This is a genomic window from Nocardiopsis sp. JB363 (assembly GCF_900143625.1).
Lineage (GTDB): Bacteria > Actinomycetota > Actinomycetes > Streptosporangiales > Streptosporangiaceae > Nocardiopsis.
In genome coordinates, this window is sequence record NZ_FRFF01000046.1 from 44,044 (window position 1) to 51,217 (window position 7,174).

The 7,174-nt window shown below is 68.7% G+C and carries 6 protein-coding genes; 3 read left to right on the forward strand and 3 right to left on the reverse strand.

Going from position 1 to position 7,174, the window contains the following annotated elements; all coding sequences use genetic code 11:
- Positions 1 to 245 precede the first annotated feature (245 nt).
- The gene (locus tag BQ8420_RS07630; protein ID WP_087097116.1) at positions 246 to 2,084 is read left to right on the forward strand and encodes a SpoIIE family protein phosphatase; all 1,839 of its coding nucleotides are present in this window, start codon (positions 246 to 248) and stop codon (positions 2,082 to 2,084) included.
- A 321-nt stretch (positions 2,085 to 2,405) separates the two neighbouring features.
- Complete coding sequence (locus BQ8420_RS07635; protein WP_087097117.1) at positions 2,406 to 3,878, forward strand: catalase; 1,473 nt, start codon at positions 2,406 to 2,408, stop codon at positions 3,876 to 3,878.
- 77 nt (positions 3,879 to 3,955) lie between these two features.
- Here BQ8420_RS07635 and BQ8420_RS07640 read toward each other — a convergent pair whose 3' ends face one another.
- A complete protein-coding gene (locus BQ8420_RS07640) occupies positions 3,956 to 4,333 on the reverse strand; it encodes an ankyrin repeat domain-containing protein (RefSeq protein ID WP_087097118.1) in 378 nt (125 codons plus the stop codon).
- Between the two features lie 132 nt (positions 4,334 to 4,465).
- On the opposite strand from BQ8420_RS07640, the gene BQ8420_RS07645 reads away from it, so the two are divergent.
- Complete coding sequence (locus BQ8420_RS07645; RefSeq protein WP_087097119.1) at positions 4,466 to 4,795, forward strand: hypothetical protein; 330 nt, start codon at positions 4,466 to 4,468, stop codon at positions 4,793 to 4,795.
- A 12-nt stretch (positions 4,796 to 4,807) separates the two neighbouring features.
- On the opposite strand, the gene BQ8420_RS31780 is transcribed toward BQ8420_RS07645, so the two are convergent.
- Positions 4,808 to 6,214, reverse strand: coding sequence for a DUF5685 family protein (locus tag BQ8420_RS31780; protein ID WP_087097126.1), 1,407 nt, complete (start codon positions 6,212 to 6,214; stop codon positions 4,808 to 4,810).
- 125 nt (positions 6,215 to 6,339) lie between these two features.
- Positions 6,340 to 7,140, reverse strand: a complete 801-nt coding sequence (locus BQ8420_RS07655; protein WP_087097120.1) for an SEC-C domain-containing protein — start codon at positions 7,138 to 7,140, stop codon at positions 6,340 to 6,342.
- Positions 7,141 to 7,174 lie beyond the last annotated feature (34 nt).

Here is a 7,174-nt window from a genome sequence, read left to right on the forward strand (position 1 = left end):
TGACGGTGGAACCGTGGTTCACGTGCCCCAGTCTCGCCCCGTCGGCCTGAACCGGGTGGAGACGACACGAGGGTCCGGCCGTCCGGGTTGGCGGGAAGGTCCGTTGCCGGACCATGGTCACTTACCGAGATTTTGCGTGTACCTACCGTTCGATCGGGTATTCCGATGCGACCCGACGTGGTCCGGGGCGGGACCGGCGCGGGCCCAGGGGAAGTTCCACGGCGTGGCCACCGGAGGTGAGGACGATGGGCGACACCGGTGGACCACCGGAGACCGACATGCTGCGCGCGGTGTTCGACGGGGTGGGGGCGGGGCTGGTCATCATCGACTCCGCCGGCCGCATCACCGCGTCCAACCCCTATGCGCGAGAGATCGTGGGTCGCGACGAGGAACAGCTGCTCGGCGCCGACCTGCATGATCTGATGCACCGAGACGCCGACGGCAAAGAGGTCCCGCGCGAGGAGTGCCTCGCCCAGAGTGTGCTGCACAGTGGTCGGCGCGCCGAGGGCAGCGACGAGTTCTTCCTGCACGGGGACGGCACGCTCGTGCCCATCATCTGGGCGGCCACCCCCCTCCAGGAGGTGGATCGGACGGTGGGCGCCGTCATCGTCTTCCACAACTTCAAGAAGCACCGGGACGCCAGGGAGCAGACCGCGGCGCACCTGGCGGCGTTGGAGGAACTCACCGCGCGGCTGACCATGGTCGCGGAGAGCTCGGTCCTGCTCATCTCGACCTCGCACATCGGTGAGGCGTTGGACCAACTGGTGCGGTTGTTGGTGCCGGAGCTGGGCGACTGGGCGGTGGTCGATCTGCTTCCGGAGGGCGACACGGAGCGGCGGATGCGGCGTGTGTCCGTCCATTCCTTGGACGCCCCCGACGTCGACGAGTCGTTGAAGGGGCCGTTGCCGCCGCCCTCACACCCCTCGCGTTCGGCGTTGGCGCGGGCCCTGCGCGGGACCCATCCCGTGCTGCTGGACGCCCAGGCCCAGGCGGACGAGCCGGACGAGCCGTTCGCCCGCGCGCATCGGTGGTTGTTCGAGGTCTTGGGGGAAGGGACCGCGGTGGTGGTGCCGCTGTACAGCCGCAGGAAGGTCTTCGGCGCGCTCACGGTGGGGCGCACCGGTGTGGGGGCCGGCCACACCGACGCCGAGATCCTGGTCTTGGGCGACATCGCCCGACGCGCCGGCCTGGTCATCGAGAGCACCCGTCTGTACGAGCAGCAGCGCGACATGGCGGTGACCCTTCAGCGGCAGCTCCTGACCCCGCTGCCGCAGATCGACCACCTGAAGTTCGCCGCCCGCTACCAGCCTGCTCAGCGGGCCTCGGAGGTCGGCGGGGACTGGTACGACGTGTTCCTGCTTGCCGACGGGGTCACGACCATGGTCATCGGGGACGTGGTCGGGCACGACCTGCACGCGGCGGCGCACATGGCGGAGGTGCGCAACATGCTGCGCGCGCTGGCCTGGGATCGACAGGAGCCGCCCAGCGGGATCATGCGGCGCCTGGACGAGGTCATGACCAATACCAGCGACGCGCCCATGGCCACCGTCGTGATCGCCCGTATCGAGGGGCCCGACGGCGGCCCGTGGAGCCTGCACTGGGTCAACGCCGGGCATCCTCCGCCGTTGCTGATCGATCCCGACGGGAACGCCCGGTACCTGGAGGAGGGACACGGTCCCCTCATCGGCATGAGCGCCGCCCTGCACCTGGGGTTGGAGTGGCCCGACGCGCGGGTGGAGCTTCCCCAGCGGTCCACGCTGCTGTTCTACACGGACGGTCTGGTCGAGAACCGCTATGAGCACCTCGACGCGGGGTTGGAGAAGCTGCGCGGGCACGCCATGGACCTGGTCCACCTCGGGTTGGAGGACTTCCTCGACGAGCTCCTGGTTCGGATCGACCCCAGTGGTGACGACGTGGCCCTGTTGGCGCTACGGATTCCGGAGGCGGGTGAGGGCGTCGGGGACGACGTGGCCCCGCCCCAGCACGCGCACAATCCTGCCGCCCCCGATCGGAGCGCTCCCGGTTCCCTGGTGGAGGACACCCCGGTGCGGGACACCTCCGAACCGGAGTCCGCTCCGGGTTAGCGCAAGGGCGGGGCCGGGGCGGGACCACCGGCCGGGCCATGGAATGGTGCGCTTCCCTGCGACTCCCCCGAGCATGATCCACGTCACATTCTCCGACCCGATCCGGGCGATGGGCGCGCCTTGCCCCAAAACGGATCTGCTCCTAGTTTGGAATCAATCCAGAAAACTGATTCAATACTGGAAAGCACCAGAGCGGTCCCGGCCGGCGGCGTCGAGCGTGGCACGACGACCTTCCCCGCGAAGACCGCTCGCGTGGGTGTCACGAGGCCCGACACCACTCGTCGGTGATCCCACCGCCTTCCGTGGAGGTACAAGGAACACATGTCTTACCAGGACAACACCAACCCCCTGACCACGGCGAACGGTGCACCCGTCGCCAACAACCAGGACAGCCTCACGGCCGGTCCGCGCGGCCCCATGCTGCTGCAGGACCTGTGGTTCCTGGAGAAGCTCGCCCACTTCGACCGCGAGGTGATCCCCGAGCGGCGGATGCACGCCAAGGGTTCCGGTGCCTTCGGTACCTTCACGGTCACCAAGGACATCACGCAGTACAGCAAGGCCGCGCTCTTCTCCGAGGTCGGCAAGCAGACCGAGATGTTCGCCCGCTTCTCCACCGTCGCCGGTGAGCGTGGTGGCGCCGACGCCGAGCGCGACATCCGCGGCTTCTCCCTGCGCTTCTACACCGAGGAGGGCAACTGGGACGTCGTCGGTAACAACACCCCGGTCTTCTTCTTCCGTGACCCGCTGAAGTTCCCCGACCTCAACCGCGCCGTCAAGCGCGACCCGCGCACCAACATGCGCTCGGCCGAGAACAACTGGGACTTTTGGACCAACCTCCCCGAGTCCCTGCACCAGGTCACCATCGTCATGTCGGACCGCGGCATCCCCGTCGGCTACCGCAACATGCACGGCTTCGGTTCGCACACCTTCTCCTTCATCAACGAGGAGAACGAGCGCGTCTGGGTCAAGTACCACTTCCGCACCCAGCAGGGCATCAAGAACCTCACCGACGCCGAGGCCGGCAAGCTCGTCGCCGACGACCGCGAGTCCTCCCAGCGTGACCTGTACGAGTCCATCGAGCAGGGTGACTACCCCAAGTGGACCATGTACATCCAGGTCATGACCGAGGCCGAGGCCGATGAGTACCGCATCCACCCCTTCGACCTGACCAAGGTCTGGCCCAAGAAGGACTTCCCGCTCATCGAGGTCGGTGAGTTCGAGCTCAACCGCAACCCGGAGAACTACTTCGCCGACGTGGAGCAGGCCGCCTTCACCCCGGCCAACCTGGTCCCCGGCATCGCCATGTCCCCGGACCGCATGCTCCAGGGCCGCCTGTTCTCCTACGGTGACGCCGCCCGCTACCGCCTGGGTGTCAACCACCACCAGATCCCGGTGAACTACCCGCGCGGCGCCAAGATGGTCAACACCTACCACCGCGACGGTGCCATGCGTGTGGACGGCAACCAGGGCAGCGTCCCCGGCATCGAGCCGAACTCCTACGGCCGCTGGCAGGAACAGCCCGCCTTCGCCGACCCGACGCTGAGCGTGGGTTCCACCGCCGACCGGTTCAACTACCGCGAGGACGACGACAACTACTTCGAGCAGCCCGGTGACCTGTTCCGCGGCATGAGCTCGGAGCAGCAGCAGGTCCTGTTCGCCAACACCGCGCGTGCGATCGACGGTGCGACCGACGCCACCATCGAGCGCCACATCGCCAACTGCACCAAGGCCGACCCGGCCTACGGTGAGGGCGTGCGCAAGGCCGTCGAGGCCCACAAGGCCGGCCAGCTGTAACGCTTTCCGGTCTTAGCGAGAAGAGCCGGCACGGGCGACCGTGCCGGCTCTTTCGTGTTCGGTGCGGGTGGTCGGGGTCAGGAAAGCAGTTCGGTGCGGTCGAACATCTGGGCGGCGGCACGGGCGCTGGGTGTGCCGGCGTCCAGGTCGGCCCCGGCCTCGACCAGGGTCTTGACGATCTCGTCCTCACCCTTGAAGAGCGCGCCGGCCACCGGTGACTGATCCCGGCCATTGCGCAGGTCCACGTCGGCTCCGCGTCCGATGAGCCCTCGGACGGTCTCTCCGTGGCCGTGGTAGGCGGCGAGCATCAGCAGGGTGTTGCCATCGTTGTCCCGGACGTCGACGGCGAGCCCATGGTCGAGGAACTCCAGGAGTTCGGTGGTCTGACCCTCGCGGGCCATGTCCATGGCCAGGGCGATCACCCGGTCGACCTGTTCTGGTGACAGTTCGTTCATGGATCCCATGCTAGAAGCCCTGACCAGGCGCCCCGACGTTCTGGGCGGAGTTTTCCACAGGCCCTCTGCGAGATTTCCCGCAGTGGTCCATCCTGGAGGGACAGTCACTTTCCGTCACCCTTGTGAGCGGCGATGATCACGACCTCGTTCCCCTTCGACCCAGCTCCGGCCCGGCTGGAACGCCTGGCCCTGGAGTACGCGCGCGACCACGGTCTGACCGACGGGGCACACCCACCGATCGCTCGACTGGTCGTCGACTACCTACTGCACGAGTGCACCGATTACCACCTGCACCGCAGCAGGCCACGGCATCGGGCGGCCTGCGAGGTGATCGGACAGCGTTTCCCCTGGTTGGCCGAGGAATGCGGTCGGCGGATCGCCCAACGGGTTCGGGAGGGGCAGCGCGATGGCCACGGTGGCCAGGCGGGCGCCGGGCCAGGGCGTCCGATCCGCCCGAGGTGAACCGGGTCGGGATCAATCACAGCAACTGCAGTCGCAGTCCTTGCAGCGACCGCAACAGTCGCAGCAGTTGCCGCAGGCGTTCCCCACACATTCGCAGATGTCGCACCAGGCCTCCCGGGGTTTGCCCGTCCACGGGCCGGGGTGGGGGCCACGGCAGCAGAGCTGGCAGGTGCAGCACATGAACAGAGCGGCGGCGCAACCGGCGAAGAAGCCACGAGAGCGGGGTGGTGTCTCCAGGGCCGGGGTCTCACAGGTGCAGGCGGTGCAGCAGCCACCCTTGTTCTGGTGGCCGCCATCGTCACCGGAGCCGTGGCCGCCGTGACCGCCGTAGCCGTGCCCCGAACCCGAACCCGAACCCGAACCCGAACCGCCACCGTGGTCGCCGTGACCACCGTGGGAGTGTTCACCGGAGCCGTACCCGGGGTGGTGCCCGCCTGAGCCGGGCCCGTATCCAGGGTGGCCCGCACCGTATCCGGGCTGACCGGGCTGTCCAGGGCCATAACCAGGCTGTCCGGGGCCATACCCGGGTTGACCGCCGGGGTGGCCAGGACCGTAGCCGGGATGGCCGGCATGGGAGAAGGTACGTGAGACGGCTCGGCGCAGTTCGGTGACGAGCAGGGCGCGGACCAGGCGGTCGTCGGTGAACTCGGTGGCGTCCAAGGCCAGTCCCACCCCCAGGACGGCGTCGTCGCAGAGCTCACGGGCGCGCTCGGCACCGGTTTCGGTGGCGGTCAGGGGGTTCCAGGAACCGTTGGCGAGGTCCTCCTTCTGATCCTCGACGGCGTCCAGCAGGTGGGCGATCCGCCCGAAGAGCCGGCCGGCCTCGTGGAGCGGCTCGGCGTTATCGGGGCGCTCCGCCAGCACGGCGGTGTGCGCGAACGCCTCCGCGGTGGCCTCCTCGGTGGGCGCCGTCACGGTGAGGACGTCGGTGCCCGGGCCGGCCGTCGACTCGACTTCACGTTGGCGATCGACGACGGCGGTGAGGGCGGAGGTATCGAACCCCAGGTCGGTGCCGGCCGCCCGCGCGTCCCGCTGCCAGCGTCGGGCCATCCGGCCGGCGACCACGCGCACACCGGGGCGGGCGAGGCGACCGTCACCGTCCTCGATGTGGTCGCTGATCTTGCCGGAGGCGAGCATCAGCGACACCGTGGCGGCCAGGTTCGCACCGGTGCCATCGGCGACCCGTGCCGTACGCATGCCGCGCAGCGGGCAGGGGCCGACGGCTCTGGTTCCGGCCCGGTCCCGGGACTGGGCGGCGGTCAGCACGGAGATGACCAACCCGTCGTGATTGGTGGCCAGGCGTGAGGTCTGGCCGTGCCCATCGCGCAGGGCCAGGCAGAGCCCGCACAGATGCGACATCCACTCCGTGGCCAACCCGCCGGGCAGACTGTGCCGACAGGGCCGCAGGATTCCGAACACGACCGCCCCCATTTTTTCTCACCATGTCCCCACCTGGGAACTCTCACGCAACGGTGTACGACTCCCGTCACTGGCGTTCGGTTCCCGATATCCCGTTTTCGGCCCGTGACACCCTTCTTGGCAGGTCAGCGCAGGGCAGGGGCTCCACAGCACTTCTTGTACTTGCGCCCCGATGCGCACCAACAGGGGTGGTTGCGTTCGGGCGGCCAGGGCATGCGGCGGTCGGAGTCGCCGGGGATCTCGGCTTCGCTCCACGACATCAGGGTGACCGCCTCGGAGGGGTCGAGTCCGCTGCGCTCCGTGTAGTCCGCCACCTCGGCCACCTCCGCGGTGAGCACGATGAAGTGCACGTCGGGATGTTCCTGCGCCTCGGCGCGCAGTTCCCTCTCGGCGTCCAGGAAGTAGGTCGCCTCGGTCCTTCCGGGCGCGACCCACCCGCGTTCGAGGGCATCGGGTAGCGCCCGGCGGGAGAAGATCGCCTGGACCGCGACGAGCTGTGCGGGCGGCTCCTCGTCGTCGTGTTCGAGGAGTTCGTCGAACAGGTCGGGTTCTTCCAGTGGGTTGGCGGGGAGGAGCTCCTGGGCGGCGATGGTGGACACGTCGTGTGCGTCGGCGGGTATCCCGAGCGCCCGCCGGACCCGTGCCCGACCCTGGAGCGGAAGCAGCTCGTAGGCGCTCAGGTCGGCGATCCGCGCGGCCGGGAGCGCCAAGTGGTCGCGCGCTCCGATCTCGAAGCAGTGCAGCGCCTTGCCGGTTTCACCGTGGGCCTCGAACTGTTCGGCGAAGAGCGCGGCGGGTCCCGGTTCCAGGTCGTCCAGGTCCGAGGCCTCAAGCAGCAGCCGGGTCGCCTCCTTCTCGTCCCCCTCGTCCTCGTACTGGCAGATGAGGTCGAACAGGGCGTACTGCCCGTCCTCGGGGGCTGACACTTATACACATCTCCGAGCCCACGAGACGGAGCTA